Genomic DNA, 15,258 nt, shown 5'->3' with positions numbered 1-15,258 from the left:
CGGTCCGGCGGGCGCGCCGCGCGTCGCGTGCGCTCAGCCCTCCGCATCCGTACGCCTCGCGCGCCGCCGCGACCCGGCGCCGCGATTCGTTGTGCGGCCGCAGGCGTGATCGGGCCGGTCGGCCGGTGCTCGGACCGGCCTGAGCCGGGTAGGCTGTGGCTTGATGTCGACCTCCACTGAGACCCCTTCACCCTCGGCCCGACGCGGCCCCGCGGGGCTGTTCGCACGCGCCGTCGGCCTGGTCAAACGCCACGCGGCCGAGCTGCTCCGCTTCGCCGGCGTCGGCGGCGTCGCCTACGTCGTCGACATCGGGCTGTTCAACCTGATGTTCCTCGGCCTCGACTGGTCCGAGTGGTACGCCAAGATCATCTCCGCGATTGTCGCGATGACCGTGGCGTTCTTCGGGAACCGCCACTGGACCTGGCGCGAGCGCCGCGGCAGCGCCGCCGCGCACCGCCAGTACGCCCTCTACTTCCTCTTCAACGGCATCGGCTTGCTCATCGCGCTCGCCTGCATCTGGGCCAACTCGGGCCTCGCCCAGCTCTGGCCGCAGATCTTCGGCACCGACCTCGCGGTGAACGTCGCCGCCAACGTCGTCGGCGTCGGACTCGGCTCGATCTTCCGCTTCTTCGCGTACCGCACCTGGGTCTTCCGGCACCGGCCCGAACTCGCCGAGACCCCGGCCGCATAAACCGGCTCGGCCGCAACGCGAAAGGCCCGTGCCGGGGCGGCACGGGCCTTGTCTGTCACGCCGAACGATCAGGTGCCGTCGCCGTCACCGGCGCGGCGCGAGCGGTCGTCCTCGGCCAGCTGGTACAGCAGGGCCTTGGTCTTGTCGACCTTCGGGACGTCGATCAGGTTGATCTCGCCGTCGTCCGAGGCCGAGTCGATGTTCATGTCGCCGAAGCCGAAGATCCGCTCCCACACGTTCTGGGTGTACGACACGGTGTTCACGCGGGCGAGCGGGATGTGGCGGCTCTCGCGGGTCACGAGGCCTTCGCGCCACATGATGCGCTGGTCGGTGATCACGTAGTGGGTCGAGCGCCAGCGGATCCACGGCAGCACGGAGAGCCAGATGAGCAGCACCAGGAACAGCACGACCTCGGCGAGGATCAGCCACAGGGCCCAGCCCTCGTCGATCTTGGCCGTGAACGTGATCGCGATGGCGGCGATGGCCAGGAAGACCACGAACCACAGGACCGGGCCGACACCTTCCTTCCAGTGCGGACGGGTGTGCAGCTTGACCACTTCACCGCGGGCGAGCTGATCGTCGGGATATCCCACTGCGGACCTCCAGGAGTGAGAACGGGCGGGGGCAATACTCGTACACGGCGCGCTTGACTCGCCGCTGGTACCAATGTCAAAAGCACAGTACAACACCGTGGCATCGCGGTTCGTCCCACGATTCAGGCGAAACGGCCGAACCCGCGCCCGGCTCAGCCTTGAAGGGGCTCAGCGTTAAGGGACCCAGCCGTTCTTCGCCGCGTGCCACCCCAGTTGGATGCGGGTGTCCACGTCGGCCAGGTCCATCAGGTCCCGCACCCGCCGCTGCACGGTCCGCAGCCCGATGCCGAGCTTCGACGCGATCGACTGGTCCGTCAGCCCGGCGATCAAGAGCCCCAGCAGGACCGCGTCGTCCTCGTCCAGCCGCTCGGCGCTGCTCCCCGCCGTCGCCGCCGGGATCCCGCTGGACCACAACTGGTCGAACAGCGCCCCGGCGAGCTCCACGATGGACCTGTTGCTGGTGACGATCGCCTTCGGGCGGCCGCCGATCTCCTCCATGAGCGTCGTCTTGTCGTCCACGACCAGGAGCTTGAGCGGCAGCCGCTTCGCGAACCGCACCTCGTCGCCCGAGGAGAGCGCGTGGCGCAGGTAGTCGGAGTACGGGTCCATGTCGAGCACGGTGCGGTCGAACAGGATCCGGTGGCACACGCCGCGCGCCTGCAGGCCCTCGTGCAGCGCCGCCTCGGGCACCGGCAGGACCATCGGCGGGCGCACGAACGTGCGCAGGCTCTTCTCGGCGCCGGCCTTGAGCTGCCGCAGCCGCGAGCGGATCGCGACCGGGCCGGTCACGACCTCCCAGCTGCCGCGCTCGCCGCCCGCGGGCCCGGTGCGGTGGATCTCGAGGAGTTCTCTCAGCGCTTCATACTCGCCGAGCACGTCGCCGAGCTGCGAGGCGATGCGTCCGCCGAGCACCGTGTCGGGTCCGACGGCGCGGAAGCGGGTGTCGGCCACCATGGTCGCGAAGCCGTCGTCGACGAGGCGCATGAGGACGGTCCGGGTCCGTTCGGCTGCGAGGCCGGCGTCCGCCGCGAGCTGCGACACGGAGGCGTCCGCTTTGGACAGCAGGAGCCGGTAGAGCCCTTCGGCCTCGGGGTCGAGGCCGGCCGGTCCCGGAGGCTGCCGGGACTCGGAGCCGTCGCGGCTCTGCGTCTGGTCGGCCATACGCCTCCTTCGTTGCTCCGCGCCGGTACCGCTCTCAGTCCTGGGGCCGCAGGTGGACGATGTCGCCGGCGGCGATGGTCTCCACGGCGCCGTCCGGGCCGGCGACCTGCAGGCAGCCGTCGGCGTCGATGCCCACGGCGCGGCCGGTGAGGTTGCGGCCGTTCGGGAACGATACCGCGACGTGCCTACCGAGGGTCGCGGATTCGCGCCGCCACCGCTCGATCACGGAGGCCGGGCCGCGCTCGTTCCAAGTCTGGTAGACGGCCGCGACGTGCGCGAGGAAGCCCGCCGCGATCTCGACCCGGTCCAGGGTGGAGGCGCCCGCGATGCGCAGCGAGGTCGCCTCGGGGACCGGCAGCTCCTCCTCGGTGAGCGAGACGTTGAGCCCCGCTCCGACGATGACGGCGTTGCCCTCGACCTGGGCGAGGATCCCGCAGACCTTGCGGCCGTCGATGAGGACGTCGTTGGGCCACTTGAGCTTCGCGCGCACCCCGCACACCGCCTTCAGCGACTCTTCGAGGGCCACGGCCGTGAGGAGGCTCAACGTGCCCCACTGCTCGCGCGGCACGGTGGGCCGCAGCAGGAACGACATCGTCAGTCCGGCACGGGCCGGGCTGACCCACTGCCGCCCGAGGCGGCCCCGGCCGGCGGCCTGCTCCTCGGCGATGAGCACAAGGCCCTCGGGGGCGCCGTGCTTCGCGGCCTCCGCCAGGTCCGCGTTCGTCGATCCGGTGACTTGCACCACATCGACCTCGGTCCAGAAGTCGGACTTCTCCGACAACAGCGACCAGAGCGCGTGCCGGTCCAGTGGCTTTCTCATCGGTGTGTCCACGCGCATAGCGTAACCACCGAAGCAGTCGATACGATCCGAAGCGTGACCGACATCGACTTCCACACGACCGCCGGGCGACTCACCGACCTGGCCGAGCGCCTCTCCGAAGCGGCCACCGGGAACCCCCGGGCGATCGAGAAGCAGCACGAGAAAGGCAAGCGCACCGCCCGCGAACGCCTCGAGCAGCTCCTCGACGAGGGGTCGTTCGTGGAGCTCGACAGCCTGCGCCGCCACCACTCCACCAGCTTCGGCATGGAGGCCAACCGGCCCTACGGCGACGGCGTCGTCACCGGCTACGGCACCATCGAGGGCCGCGAGGTCTGCGTGTTCGCGCAGGACTTCACCGTCCTCGGCGGCTCGCTCGGGCAGGTCTCCGGCGAGAAGATCACCAAGATCCAAGAGCTCGCGATGCGCACCGGCCGCCCGATCATCGGCATCTCCGACTCCGGCGGCGCCCGCATCCAGGAGGGCGTGGCCTCCCTCGGCGGCTACGCCGAGATCTTCTTCCGCAACGTGCGCGCCTCGGGCGTCATCCCGCAGATCTCGCTCATCATGGGCCCGTGCGCGGGCGGCGCGGTCTACTCGCCCGCGATCACCGACTTCACGATCATGGTCGACCAGACCTCCCACATGTTCATCACCGGCCCGGACGTCGTCCGCGCGGTGACCGGCGAGGACGTCGGCATGGAGGAGCTCGGCGGCGCCCGCACCCACAACGCGGTGGCCGGCAACGCCCACTACCTCGCCTCCGACGAGGGCGACGCGCTCGAGTACGTCAAGCACCTGCTCTCGTACCTGCCGTCGAACAACCTCGACGAGCCGCCCGCCTACGAGTCCAAGGACTTCGAGCTCGACCTCACCGCCGACGACCTGGCGCTGGACACGGTCATCCCGAACTCCGCGAACCAGCCGTACGACATGCACAAGGTCGTCGAGTCCGTGCTCGACGACGGCGAGTTCCTCGAGACCCAGTCGCTGTTCGCGAAGAACATCATCACCGGCTTCGGGCGCCTCGACGGCAAGCCGGTGGGCGTGGTCGCCAACCAGCCCATGCACTTCGCGGGCTGCCTCGACATCGACGCCTCGGAGAAGGCCGCGCGGTTCATCCGCTTCTGCGACGCCTTCAACATCCCGATCATCTCCTTCGTGGACGTCCCGGGCTTCCTCCCGGGCACCTCGCAGGAGCACGACGGCATCATCCGGCGCGGCGCCAAGCTCATCTACGCGTACGCCGAGGCCACCGTCCCGAAGCTCACCGTCGTGTGCCGCAAGGACTACGGCGGCGCGTACTGCGTCATGGGCTCCAAGGGCGTCGGCGCGGACCTCTGCCTCGCCTGGCCGACCGCCGAGATCGCGGTCATGGGCTCGCAGGGCGCGGTCAACATCCTCTACCGCCGCGAGCTCGCGAAGGCCGACGACGAGCAGGCCAAGCGCGCCGAGCTCATGAGCGAGTACGAGGAGAAGCTGAACAACCCGTACGTCGCGGCCGAGCTCGGCCTCATCGACGCGGTCATCCAGCCGCGTGAGACCCGCGCGATGCTCGTGCGCGGCCTGCGCATGAACGCCTCCAAGCGCGACGAGCTGCCCGCCAAGAAGCACGGCAACATCCCGCTCTAGGACGAGACGCGAGGGCGGCGGGGCATTCCCCCGCCGCCCTTTGCCGTTCTCTCTCACTCGATCCGGTGAGACCGCCACACGTCCGCCGCGCGGACCGCGCCCAGGACCGGGACAAACCGCTTTGCCACGCGAAGCGTCGTGCACCACTCCCATCCCTGGAGTCCGATCCGGGTACCGTCTTAGAGAGCTGGGGGAAGCGGGACAATTCGTCCCGCCCGACGTTGGGAGTGGGCCATGACACCTATCGGAGGGATGCTGACAGGGTCGCCGACCCGGCGGTACGCCATATTGATCGACGTCGGGTACCTCTACGCGGCCGCCGCCGAGCTCCTGCTCGACGCCACGTCCCGCCGCGACTACCGCGTCGACGCCGAGAAGCTGATCAAATCCCTCATCGAACGCGCCGCCCACCACCTGCCCGACGGCGAACTGCTGCGTCTCTACTGGTTCGACGCCGCCCGCGACCGCGTGCCCACCGTCGACCAGCGCGTGATCGCCAATATGGAGTTCGTCAAAGTCCGCCTCGGGAACCTCAACTCGCGCGGACAGCAGAAGGGCGTCGACGCCCAGATCCGCTCCGACCTGGAACTGCTCGCCCGCCACCACGCCGTCCACGAGGCGATCCTCCTCGCCGGCGACGAGGACATGGTCCCCGCCGTCGAGGTCGCCCAGGCCTACGGCGTGCGCGTCCACCTCTGGGGCGTCGAACCGCCGTACGGCACCAACCAGGCCGAGCGCCTGGTGTGGGAGTCCGACACCGTGGCCACGATCGAGGCCGAGGACCTGCGCGCCTACTTCACCAAGAGCGGCACCGCCGCGGCGGCCACGTACAGCATGGTCGGGGCGCCGATGACGCAGCCCGAGCCGCGCGTGCCGAGCCCGGCCGCCGTCTTCGGCCAGCGCCAGTCGGTGGCCGTGACCATGAACGCGGCCGAGGCGCTGGCCCAGGCCGAGTCGGCGCGGCCGAAGTTCGTGCGCACCACGCAGACCGGCGAGAAGCTCGACCCGGAGACGGTGCGGCAGATCGGCGAGTACGTGGGCCACAAGTGGCTTCTGACCAGGGGCGCGGACAACATCGCGGACCTGCTGCCGGGCCCGCAGCTTCCCACGGTCATCGACAAGGAGCTGCTAGTGGAAGCGGAGAAGGAACTCGGATACTCTCTACGCGACCACCCGGAAGCGCGGATCTGGGTCCGCGACGGCTTCTGGGAGCGGGTGCACCGCGAATTCGACATCGACGAGGATTGACGGAGTCGACGACAGGATCGGCGAAGTTTGACGGAGTCGACGACAGGCGAGGAGCGTTCTCGATGGAACTCAAGGTCGTCCGTGGCAACCCCACCGATGAAGAGCTGGCCGCGCTGATCGGCGTGATCACTGCGCTGCCGCGTCCGGTGGAGGAGTCCGAGGCGCCGAGCCGCCGGGCCGCGTGGACGAACCCGGGGCTGAAGCTGCGGGTGCGCCGGTCATGGCGTGACACGGCGGTGCCGGCCCGGAGGGGCATGGACCGTTGAGCCGTCCGTTCGTTCTGGCGTCGCAGTCGCCGGCGCGGCGCGAGCTGCTGAAGGCGGCCGGGATCGAGCCGCAGGTGATCGTCTCCGGTGTGGACGAGAGCCAGGTGATGGGCCATGACCCGGCGGAGCTGGCGGCGACGCTCGCGGAGATGAAGGCGAACGCGGTCCTCAATCTGGTGGGCCCGGATTCGCTGGTGCTCGGGTGCGATTCGGTGCTGCACTTCGGGCACGAGATCCTTGGCAAGCCGGAGGGGCCCGAGGAGGCGACCTCGCGGTGGAAGCGGATGCGCGGCCGCTCGGGGACGCTGTACACGGGGCACTGCCTGATCGACGTGGCCGCCGACCGGCAGATCGTGCGCACCGCCGGGACCGAGGTGCATTTCGCGGAGGTCTCGGACGAGGAGATCGCGGCGTATGTGGCGACGGGGGAGCCGCTGCATGTGGCGGGCTCGTTCACGCTCGACGGCTACGGCTCGGCGTTCATCGACCGCATCGACGGCGACCCGGGCACGGTGATCGGCCTGTCGATGCCGTTGCTGCGCAACATGCTCGGCGAACTGGAGATCGCGCTGCACAGCCTGTGGCGCTGATCGGGTCCGGGCGCGGCGCGTAGGGCATGCCCCGTCCCACCCGCATCCGCCTCCGACCAACCGAAAAGGACCACACTCTCACACGGGTCCGACAACGCGGTGTTTCGGCAGTTCAGCGGCGACCTGTGCCGGTCGGTCCGCTCGGCTTACGCCGGCCGGGAGGCGTAGGCGCTGATACCAGGGCCTCAAGCACCGGTTGTTGAGGCGCTGACGCGCCGCCGCCGGGTCTTGGTGGCCTCCTTGGCGTCCACGGCCTGCAGCCGCCAGCGCCGGGTCGCCTCCAGGGTCGGGCCGCGCCCGTCTTCGATGTGCGCCAAGGCGATCACGGCCGCCCGGTCGGGGTCGGCCGCTTCGAGCGCTTCGAGGAGTTCGGCGTGCTCGAGGCGCTGCTGATCGGGGTCGCGTTCCCCTTCGCCTTTGAAGAACGTGAGGTGGAAGAGCCAGCGCATGCGCGCTTCCAGCGGCTCCATGATCTGGGCGAGGAGCGGGTTGTCCGCGGCGGCGACGACCTCGCGGTGGAAGGCCGCGTTCGCCTCGGTGAGCGCTTCGGGGTCGTTCTGGGGCTGCACGCAGGCCCGCAGGCGGGCCAGGGCGTCGGGGCCGGCCCCGACGGCGGCGAGGCGGGCGGCGAGCGGTTCGAGGCCGGCGCGCACGTCGAGGAGGTCTTCGATGTCCTTCGGGGTGGGCACGGTGACGATGCTGCCCTGCCCGGGGACGGTGGTGACGAGGCCGTCTCCGGCCAAGCGCTGCAAGGCTTCCCGCAGCGGGATGCGGGAGACCTCGAACTCGGCGGCGAGGTCGCGTTCGATCAGTCGCGCGCCTGGTTCGAGGGCCACGGTGACGATGCGCTCGCGCAGGGCCTGGTAGACCTGTTCGGCTCGGGTCATGACGTTTCTCTCTCCACGGGCCCGGCCGGTGGCCGGGGTCGGGTCAACGGTATACGGTCGCGGTTAGTGGTATACCGTTACAGGCGGTACCTGAGGCGAGAGGATCTGCACATGACCGACCTGCTGCTGCGCGACGCCCGACTCTGGGGCCGCGAAGGACGCACCGACCTCCTCGTCCAGGACGGGAAGATCGCCGCGCTCGGCGACACCCTCGACGCCCCCGGCGCCCGGGTCGAAGACCTCGACGGCGCCGTCGTCATCCCCGGCCTCGTGGACGCCCACGCCCACGTCGACAAGACCCTCTGGGGCGGCCCCTGGGTACCGCGCACCGCCGGGCCCGGCCTCGCCGCCGCCATCGCGTACGGCGCCGAGCGCCGCGCCGAGTTCGGGATCCCCAACGCCGACTTCATCACCGCGCTCCTCACCAACATGGTCGTCTCCGGCACCACCCACGCCCGCTCGCACGTCGACATCGACCCGGGCATCGGCATCGGCGCCGTCCACGCGGTCCGCGAAGGCGTCGAACGCCTCGCCGGGCGCATCGACGTCGAACTCGTCGCCTTCCCCCAGACCGGCATCCTCGCCAGCCCCGGCACCGCCGAGCTCATGGACGAGGCCCTCAAAGCCGGCGTCAAGTCCATCGGCGGCATCGACCCCGAAGGCTTCGACGGCGACGCCGCGCGCCACCTCGACCTCGTCTTCGCGCTCGCCGAGAAGCACGGCGCCGAGATCGACATCCACCTCCACGACGGCGGCGACCTCGGCGTCCGCGAGTTCGACATGATCATCGAGCGCACCCGCGCCCTCGGCTACACCGGCAAGGTCGTCATCAGCCACGCCTTCGCCCTCTGCGACGCCGACGACGCCACCCGCGCCCGCCTCATCGCCGACCTCGCCGAACTCCGGATCGGCCTGACCTCCGTGGCGCCCAAGAAGATCCTGCCGCTACGCGAACTCGACGAAGCCGGCGTCAACATGGGCATCGGCAACGACGGCGTACGCGACCTCTGGAGCCCCTACGGCACCGGAGACAACCTCCAGCGCACCCAGTGGTTCGCCCGCAACGCCGGCTTCAGCAAGGACGCGGACATCGAACTCGCCCTCGAGGCCGCCACCTTCGGCGGCGCGCGCCTGCTCAAGATCGACGGCTACGGCCTCGGCGTCGGCGACACCGCCGACCTCGTCGCCGTCCAGGGACGCAACCCGTCCGAAGCCGTCCTCGAGCACCACAAACGCAAGCTCGTGGTCAAGAACGGCCGCGTCGTCGCCCGCGACGGCTCACTGGTCTAGGAGGAACGCCATTTGATGCCGCACCCCGTCGACGGGTAGTGCGGCTCGGGCACCGGCTCGCCCCGGCGCACCATCTCGATCGCGTTCGCCAGGTACTCCCCGGTGACGGGCACGCCGTTGCCGGGAGTCGAACCGTCGAACGCGCCCCGGTACGCCAGCGCCCGGTCCGGCCCGTACAGGAAGAAGTCCGGGGTGCACGCCGCGTTGTACGCCCGCGCGACCTCCTGCGACTCGTCGACCAGGTACGGGAACGTCCAGTTCGCCCGCGCCACCTGGTCGGCGAGTCCCGCCGGCGCGTCGTCGGGGTAGTGCTCGGAGTCGTTCGAGCAGATCGCCGCCACGTCCAGATCCGCCTGCCCGGCGGCGAAGGACCCGAAGACCTGCTCGATGTGGCGCACATAGGGGCAGTGGTTGCACAGGAACGCCACCAGCAGCATCGGCGCCTCGAAGCCCGCGAGCGACCGCGGGCTCCCCTCCAGGTCCGGCAGCGAGAAATCGGGCGCGGGCGTGCCGAGCGGCACCATGGTCGAGTTGAGGGCCAAAGGAATCGCACTCCTCACAAAACGGTCGGACACCCATCCTAGGGACCGCGCCCGCAAACGGCTCGCGCCACCGCCCGCGAAACGCCTATGCTCCAAGGCCGTTCGCCCCAAGACCGTTCGCACAAGGAAGGCGCCCCGCCATGCCGCACCGCTACACCTCACCGGACGAGGACTCGGCACGCTGGGACCGCTTCCCGGCCAGGCCGGGCGACATCGTCATCAGCACCCGCTCCAAGCACGGCACCACCTGGACGCAGATGATCTGCGCCCTCCTCGTCTTCCAGACCCCCGCCCTCCCCGCGCCCCTCCCGGAACTCTCGCCCTGGCTCGACTGGCTCGTCGTGCCCGAAGACGAGGTCTTCGCCCGGCTCGAAACGCAGCCACACCGCCGCTTCATCAAGACCCACACCCCGCTCGACGGCTTCCCGCTGCACCCCGACAGCCGGTACATCGTCGTCGCCCGCCACCCGCTCGACGCCGCGGTCTCCCTCTACCACCAGGGCCAGAACCTCGACCGCGACAAGATCCGCGCCCTCACCGGCGCCCCCGAACCCGACCCGAACGAGCCGCCGAAACCGCGGAAGTCCCTGCACGAGTGGCTGGTCCGCTGGACCGAAGAAGACGCCGACCCCCGCGAGAACCTCGACTCCCTGCAAGGCGTCATGCTCCACCTCAACGACGCCTGGACCCGCCGCGAAGACCCCAACCTCCTCCTCGTCCACTACGCCGACCTCGCCGCCGACCTCGAAGGCGAGATGCGCCGCATCGCCGCCTGGCTCGGCATCGAAGTGGACGAAGCGCGCTGGCCGCAACTGATCAAGGCCGCGACCTTCGCCGAAATGAAGACGATGGCGGACCAGGTCGCGCCCGACCCGGCCGGCATCATGAAAAGCCGCGACGCCTTCTTCCGAAGGGGCACTTCAGGCTCGGCGGCCGAGCTCCTCACCCCCGAAGCACTCGCGGCCTACGAGGCCCGTGTAGCAGCCATGGCCCCGAAGGACCTCCTGGCCTGGCTCCACCGCCCCTGAACGCTCTGCAATCCTGGCGCGCCGAAATGCGGCGGGGCTCCAAAGCCAGGTAGTCGGAGCCCCGCCGCCGGCCGTCTCGACTACCCCACTTCGTCGGACGGCCTCCTGGTGATGGCGGCAAAGTCTCTTGTCGAGCAGGCTTTGGCCTCTGCCGCCGCGCCACCAGGTGCGTGGAATCAGCGTAGAACCGCCCAATCGACTTGCACAGTCGCAAATCCGACAAGTGCAGACATTGCCATTTGCGCATAGAAGCATGCGGGTCCGGGCGCGGACTGCCCGACATCAAGGTCCCTTGTGGATAAGCATTCCTCGCGTTCGGTCCGATGCTCCTCAGGCCCTTTGAATTCGCGGCCGGAGATCTCGACTTGCGCGATGCGGCGGAGGGCCGTGAAGAGCGCGTCGCCGAGCACGGTTCCGACGATCATCGTCTCGAGAATCTCTTCGCGATCCTCGCGCCGGCCGAGGAGCCGGATGTCGGCCTCGGCCACCTGCTCGGCCGCGAGCGCGTACCGGTCCTCGTATTCGACCAGGTCACTGACGTTGAGAAGCCGGAGGCGGCCGATGACGTCCGCGAGGGTCCGCACGAAGTCGTGATCGCTGGGGATGCGGTTCCAGCCCTGGCGGCGTACGATCGCGCGCGCGGTCTCGAGGTCGGCGTCCTCGGGCTCCTCGGCGGGCGCGCGGTGGCTGAAGAGGGCGCGGCTGGCGACGCCGAGCGTGCTGTCGAGGTCGCGGCGGGGGTCTTCGACCTCGGAGAGGACTTCGCGGACTTTGGCGATCGGGAGCGCGCCGGTCTCGACCAGGGCGCGCACCAGCCGCAGCCGCCGCACGTGCTCCTCGCCGTAGCTGACCTGGTTGTGGCCGGTCCGCTCGCCGCCGGCCACGAGCCCTTCGCGCACGTAGTACTTGATCGTGGCCACGGGGACCCCGGTCCTGGTGCTGAGCTCTCCGATTCGCATGCGTCCTTCTTACCCGAGCGGCGGTGGTGACCTGTCCGATTTAATGATAGTGTCACTATCGATAGTTCCGCTCACAACGACACCCCTGAGGAGCACCCCCTCATGAGCGCCACCCTGACCGTCCCCGAACGCACCCCCGAGCGGCGCGGCCGCGTCGCCGTCGTGGTCGTCGCCGTCGCCAGCGTCGCGATCGTCTTCTTCGCCGTCCCGCGCTACCTCGTGGGCATGGAGCCGAACATCGACATCCGCGAGAACGTGGCGATCCACCTCCCGTTCCTCATCGCCCACGCCACCGCCGGCGGCATCGCGCTCCTGGTGGGGCCCTTCCAGTTCTTCGGCTCGATCCGCCGCAGGCACCCGAAGGTCCACCGGGTCCTCGGCCGCGTCTACCTGCTCGGCGGGATCCTTCCGGGCGCCCTCGCCGGCATCGTGGTCGCCGTGCTGACCACGGCCGGGCCGATCGCGCTCGTCTCGTTCGTGTTTCTCGACGTGTTCTGGCTGTACACGGCCGTGCGCGCCTACCGGGCCGTGCGGGCGCGGGACTTCGCCGCGCACGAGCGGTGGATGCTGCGGAGCATGGCCGCGACCTTCGCCGCTGTGATGCTGCGGGTCTACCTGGGGCTGTTCATCGTCGTGCAGCTGCCGCTCCTCGACGGGTTCTACGGCGGGGACTTCGAGGCGCTCTTCAGCACCGCGTACACCGCGTCGATCGTCGGCTCAATCGTGCTCAACCTCGTGTTCATCGAGATCTACCTGCGCCGCAAGGAGAACCGCCGGATATCGGCTGGCGCGGCCTGAAAGGCGGGCATAGGTTGGGGCGATGAGCGACGCGTACACGATCTCCTCCGACCCCGACCGGCTCGACCGCGAGTGGATCCACAAGGTCATCTCCACCGACACCTACTGGGCGATGGGCCGTACCCGCGAGCGCTGCGACCTCGCCATCGACCACTCGCTGCCGTTCGGGCTCTACGACGGGGACGGCCGCCAGCTCGCGTTCGCGCGGCTCGTCACCGACCACGCGTACTTCGGGTGGCTCAGCGACGTGTACGTGGACCGCGAGGCGCGCGGCCGGGGCGTGAGCAAGCGGCTCATGGCGCACATCCTCGAGGAGACCGAGCGGATGGGCCTCAAGCGGGTCCTCCTCGCGACCGCCGACGCCCAGGGCCTCTACCGCCAGTTCGGGTTCGACGAGATCGACGACGACTACTCGTGGATGTACAAGGTGTGGCCCGCTCAGCCTTAGGGTGTGCGAGCACTCCCTAGTCCATGATCGGCGGACGGGTGTCGCCGCGACGCGCTAGGCTTGTGCGTTCTCGAATTCGAGCGAGGAGCGCAGTGTCCCAGGAACCAGGCCCCGCCAGAGCCGCCCAACCGGATGCCCAGCAAGAACAGGACGTCGACACGACGCACGCCGTCCCCGTCCCCGATCCCGCCAGCACCCCCGAGCAGGAGATCGCGATCGAGCAGGGCTTCGTCGACCGCGTCTACGCGCGCGTCGACGTGCTCCGCGGTGAGGCCGAAGGCAACCGCGACTCCGGCTACGCCCACCTCGCCGCCACCGTGCCCGGCGCCCGGTACGAACGCGACGTGTTCGTCTACCAGGCCGCCCGCCGCATCGCCGACCTCGACTCCCAGCACGAGGGCCTCGTCTTCGGCCGCCTCGACTTCGACGACGGGAAGGTCCGCCACGTCGGGCGCCTCGGCGTGCGCGACGAGGAGTACCGCACCCTCCTCGTCGACTGGCGCGCCCCGGCCGCTGCGCCGTTCTACCGCGCCACCGCCGTCGACCGCCAGGAGGTCGCGCGCCGCCGCGTCATCCGCTCCTTCGGCCGCACCGTCGAGGAGATCAGCGACGACCTGCTCAATGAGGACGCCGCCGACCGCCTCCCCGTGATCGGCGACGGCGCGCTCATGGCCGCCTTGGGCCGCAAGCGGACCGGGCGGATGCGCGACATCGTCGCCACCATCCAGGCCGAGCAGGACGCCGCGATCCGCGCGCCCGGCCGCGGCGCCACGATCATCACCGGCGGGCCCGGCACCGGCAAGACCGTCGTCGCCCTCCACCGCGCCGCGTACCTGCTCTACCAGGACCGCAGCCGCTACGAGGCCGCCGGCATCCTCGTCGTCGGCCCCTCGGCCGTGTTCATGAAGTACATCGGGCGGGTCCTCCCCAGCCTCGGCGAGGAGACCGCCGCCCTGTACTCCCTCGGCGAGCTGTACGCCGGCGTCGAGGCCACCCGCCAGGACCGGCCCGAGGTCGCGGCCGTCAAGGGCGGCACCGTGATGCTCCCGATCCTGCGCCGCCTCGTCCGCCAGACCCCGCCCGGCGCGCCCGACGAGCTGCGCATCGTCTACCGCGGCGACGTGTTCCGGCTCGACGCCGCCGAACTCGCGGCCGCCCGCGCCCGCGTCTTCGAGAAGGAGCCGCGCCCGAATCTCGCCAAGACCGAGGCCGGACGCGCCCTCCTTGTTGCCTTGTGGCGCAAGATCAAACCGGTCATCGAAGAGGCCGAGCCGGCGAAGTTCTCCCGCGACGTGGGCTCCCGCGGCGAGTTCCTCACCTTCCTCGACCACTGGTGGCCCGACCTCGACCCGGCCGACGTCCTCGGCTGGGCCGGCGACGACCGCCGCCTCGCGTCCGCCGCCGAAGGGCACCTCAAGAAAGAGGCCATCGAAGGGGTCGCGGCCTCGCTGCGCGAGACCGACTTCTCGATCCCGGACGTGGCGCTCCTCGACGAGCTGCGCATTCTCCTCGGCGTGAAGCCGCAGCCCCGCAACCGGGACCGCATCCGCTCCTGGGACGGCATCCAAGAGGTCTCCACGGTCCAGGACCGCTACTACGACCGGCCCGAGCGGCAGGCGCGCGACGCGTTCTACGAGGACTACGCGCACGTCATCGTCGACGAGGCCCAGGACCTCTCGCCCATGCAGTGGCGGATGCTCGGCCGCCGCGGCCGCGGCGCCGGCTGGACCATCGTCGGCGACGAGGCCCAGTCGAGCTGGCCGCGCCCGAGGGAGAGCGCCGACGCCCGCCGCCGCGCCGTCCCGAGCGGGCGCCTCCACGAGTTCCACCTGACCAAGAACTACCGGAACTCCAAAGAGGTCTTCGAGTACGCCGCCGAATGGGCGAAGCCGCGCCTGCGCAACATCGACCTGCCCGAGGCCGTGCGCGAGACCGGCGTGGCCGTCGCGGAGAAGACCGTCGCCGCCGACGCGCTCATGCCCGAGGTCGCGGGCGCGGTCGTCCAGGCACTCGAAGCCGTCGAAGGCACCGTCGGCATCATCGCGTCGTACGACCGCCACCCGGAACTCGCGGACATCGTCCACGACGGCCGCGTGACCCTCGTGGGCCCCTTGGAGTCCAAGGGCCTCGAATGGGACGCCGTGATCGCCGTCGACCTCGAAGCCGTCGCTAAATCGCACGGCGCGGGCGTCGCGTACGTGGTCCTGACCAGGGCCACGCAACGCCTCACCAGGATCGACCTGGCCTGAGCGCCCGGTGCATGGATCGCGCGCCGGTCGGGTACCCCTCCGCTCTTGTAGCGGAGGGG

General features: G+C 70.2%; 16 protein-coding genes. 10 read left to right on the top strand and 6 right to left on the bottom strand.

Features of this window, described 5'->3' with window-relative positions; genetic code table 11:
• Positions 1 to 163 precede the first annotated feature (163 nt).
• Positions 164 to 691 (top strand): GtrA family protein, encoded by a 528-nt coding sequence (locus tag O2L01_RS06235; protein WP_270121036.1) that lies wholly within the window; start codon positions 164 to 166, stop codon positions 689 to 691.
• Between the two features lie 68 nt (positions 692 to 759).
• On the opposite strand, the gene O2L01_RS06230 is transcribed toward O2L01_RS06235, so the two are convergent.
• The 3 genes from O2L01_RS06230 to O2L01_RS06220 form a co-directional block, all read right to left on the bottom strand.
• Complete coding sequence (locus tag O2L01_RS06230; protein ID WP_270121035.1) at positions 760 to 1,284, bottom strand: PH domain-containing protein; 525 nt, start codon at positions 1,282 to 1,284, stop codon at positions 760 to 762.
• Positions 1,285 to 1,458: 174 nt separating this feature from the next.
• The gene (locus O2L01_RS06225) at positions 1,459 to 2,445 is read right to left on the bottom strand and encodes a hypothetical protein (protein WP_270121034.1); all 987 of its coding nucleotides are present in this window, start codon (positions 2,443 to 2,445) and stop codon (positions 1,459 to 1,461) included.
• Between the two features lie 34 nt (positions 2,446 to 2,479).
• Entirely contained in the window at positions 2,480 to 3,265 is a 786-nt protein-coding gene (locus O2L01_RS06220) for a biotin--[acetyl-CoA-carboxylase] ligase (RefSeq protein ID WP_270121033.1), read from the bottom strand.
• Between the two features lie 45 nt (positions 3,266 to 3,310).
• Here O2L01_RS06220 and O2L01_RS06215 point away from each other — a divergent pair, with 45 nt between their 5' ends.
• The 4 genes from O2L01_RS06215 to O2L01_RS06200 all read left to right on the top strand — a co-directional run bounded on the left by O2L01_RS06215 (position 3,311) and on the right by O2L01_RS06200 (position 6,998).
• Entirely contained in the window at positions 3,311 to 4,894 is a 1,584-nt protein-coding gene (locus O2L01_RS06215) for an acyl-CoA carboxylase subunit beta (protein WP_344469407.1), read from the top strand.
• Between the two features lie 234 nt (positions 4,895 to 5,128).
• The gene (locus tag O2L01_RS06210) at positions 5,129 to 6,142 is read left to right on the top strand and encodes an NYN domain-containing protein (RefSeq protein ID WP_270121031.1); all 1,014 of its coding nucleotides are present in this window, start codon (positions 5,129 to 5,131) and stop codon (positions 6,140 to 6,142) included.
• 62 nt (positions 6,143 to 6,204) lie between these two features.
• Positions 6,205 to 6,408, top strand: coding sequence for an acyl-CoA carboxylase subunit epsilon (locus tag O2L01_RS06205; RefSeq protein WP_270121030.1), 204 nt, complete (start codon positions 6,205 to 6,207; stop codon positions 6,406 to 6,408).
• A complete protein-coding gene (locus O2L01_RS06200; protein ID WP_270121028.1) occupies positions 6,405 to 6,998 on the top strand; it encodes a Maf family protein in 594 nt (197 codons plus the stop codon). The genes O2L01_RS06205 and O2L01_RS06200 overlap by 4 nt, the downstream gene beginning before the upstream one ends.
• Positions 6,999 to 7,183: 185 nt before the next feature.
• Here O2L01_RS06200 and O2L01_RS06195 read toward each other — a convergent pair whose 3' ends face one another.
• Positions 7,184 to 7,885: a GntR family transcriptional regulator gene (locus tag O2L01_RS06195; RefSeq protein ID WP_270121027.1), complete on the bottom strand. Its 702-nt coding sequence runs from the start codon at positions 7,883 to 7,885 to the stop codon at positions 7,184 to 7,186.
• Between the two features lie 111 nt (positions 7,886 to 7,996).
• On the opposite strand from O2L01_RS06195, the gene O2L01_RS06190 reads away from it, so the two are divergent.
• On the top strand, positions 7,997 to 9,175 hold the full coding sequence (locus O2L01_RS06190) for an amidohydrolase (protein ID WP_270121025.1): 1,179 nt from the start codon (positions 7,997 to 7,999) through the stop codon (positions 9,173 to 9,175).
• Here the strand turns inward: O2L01_RS06190 and O2L01_RS06185 are convergent.
• Positions 9,172 to 9,717, bottom strand: coding sequence for a thioredoxin family protein (locus tag O2L01_RS06185; protein WP_270121024.1), 546 nt, complete (start codon positions 9,715 to 9,717; stop codon positions 9,172 to 9,174). The two genes, O2L01_RS06190 and O2L01_RS06185, sit on opposite strands and share 4 nt — an antisense overlap.
• Positions 9,718 to 9,857: 140 nt before the next feature.
• Between O2L01_RS06185 and O2L01_RS06180 the strand changes: the two genes are divergently transcribed.
• Positions 9,858 to 10,745 (top strand): sulfotransferase domain-containing protein, encoded by an 888-nt coding sequence (locus O2L01_RS06180; protein WP_270121023.1) that lies wholly within the window; start codon positions 9,858 to 9,860, stop codon positions 10,743 to 10,745.
• Between the two features lie 176 nt (positions 10,746 to 10,921).
• Here the strand turns inward: O2L01_RS06180 and O2L01_RS06175 are convergent, their stop codons facing one another.
• Positions 10,922 to 11,704, bottom strand: a complete 783-nt coding sequence (locus tag O2L01_RS06175; protein ID WP_270121022.1) for a MerR family transcriptional regulator — start codon at positions 11,702 to 11,704, stop codon at positions 10,922 to 10,924.
• A 102-nt stretch (positions 11,705 to 11,806) separates the two neighbouring features.
• Here O2L01_RS06175 and O2L01_RS06170 point away from each other — a divergent pair, with 102 nt between their 5' ends.
• From O2L01_RS06170 to O2L01_RS06160, 3 genes are all read left to right on the top strand, one after another.
• Entirely contained in the window at positions 11,807 to 12,502 is a 696-nt protein-coding gene (locus O2L01_RS06170) for a DUF2306 domain-containing protein (protein WP_270121021.1), read from the top strand.
• 22 nt (positions 12,503 to 12,524) lie between these two features.
• Complete coding sequence (locus O2L01_RS06165; protein WP_270121020.1) at positions 12,525 to 12,950, top strand: GNAT family N-acetyltransferase; 426 nt, start codon at positions 12,525 to 12,527, stop codon at positions 12,948 to 12,950.
• Positions 12,951 to 13,042: 92 nt separating this feature from the next.
• Positions 13,043 to 15,199 carry a HelD family protein gene (locus O2L01_RS06160; RefSeq protein ID WP_270121019.1) on the top strand — a complete coding sequence of 719 codons (2,157 nt, stop codon included), beginning with the start codon at positions 13,043 to 13,045 and terminating at the stop codon, positions 15,197 to 15,199.
• Positions 15,200 to 15,258 lie beyond the last annotated feature (59 nt).

It is taken from the genome of Glycomyces lechevalierae, from assembly GCF_027622945.1.
GTDB lineage: Bacteria > Actinomycetota > Actinomycetes > Mycobacteriales > Micromonosporaceae > Glycomyces > Glycomyces rutgersensis.
Note: the sequence above shows the minus strand (reverse complement) of the source record. Positions and strands in the feature narration are given on the sequence as shown.